Annotated in this window: 1 protein-coding gene; it reads left to right on the forward strand. The window is 75.2% G+C overall.

From position 1 onward, the window contains the following. A partial coding sequence (locus E1211_RS32255) for an SDR family NAD(P)-dependent oxidoreductase (RefSeq protein WP_132354031.1) occupies positions 1-545 on the forward strand: 545 nt, incomplete at both ends.

The following is a 545-nucleotide window of genomic DNA, read 5'->3' on the forward strand; positions in this document are numbered from 1 at the left end:
GCGCCCCCCTCCCCCGACGACGAGAGCGTCGGCACGCTCCGCCGGGACCGCCACTGTTACGTCTGCAAAACGGCCTACCGGCGCGTCGACGCCGACTACCACCTGATGTGCCCCGACTGCGCGCAGGAGAACCGGGTCCGCCGGCACGCCCGGTGCGACCTCACCGGCCGCACCGCGGTGGTCACCGGCGGCCGGGTGAAGATCGGCTTCCACACCGTACTGAAGCTGCTCCGCGACGGCGCGCAGGTCATCGTCACCACCCGCTTCCCGCGTGACGCCGCGCGCCGTTACGCGGCCGTGCCGGACAGCGCCGACTGGGCCGACCGGCTCTACGTGCACGGCCTCGACCTGCTCGACCTGCCGGCGACCCTGGACTTCGTGGCCCTGGTCGGGCGGCGGTTCGGCGGGCTGGACATCCTGGTCAACAACGCCGCGCAGACGCTCTGGCGACCCCCGGCCTACCACCGGGAGGTACGGGAGGCGGAGGCGACGCCGCTGGCCGGGCCGGCCGCCCGGATCGCCGTGGGCGCCGCCCCCACCCGGCC

It is taken from the genome of Micromonospora sp. 15K316 (genome assembly GCF_004348525.1).
Taxonomy (GTDB): Bacteria; Actinomycetota; Actinomycetes; order Mycobacteriales; family Micromonosporaceae; genus Micromonospora.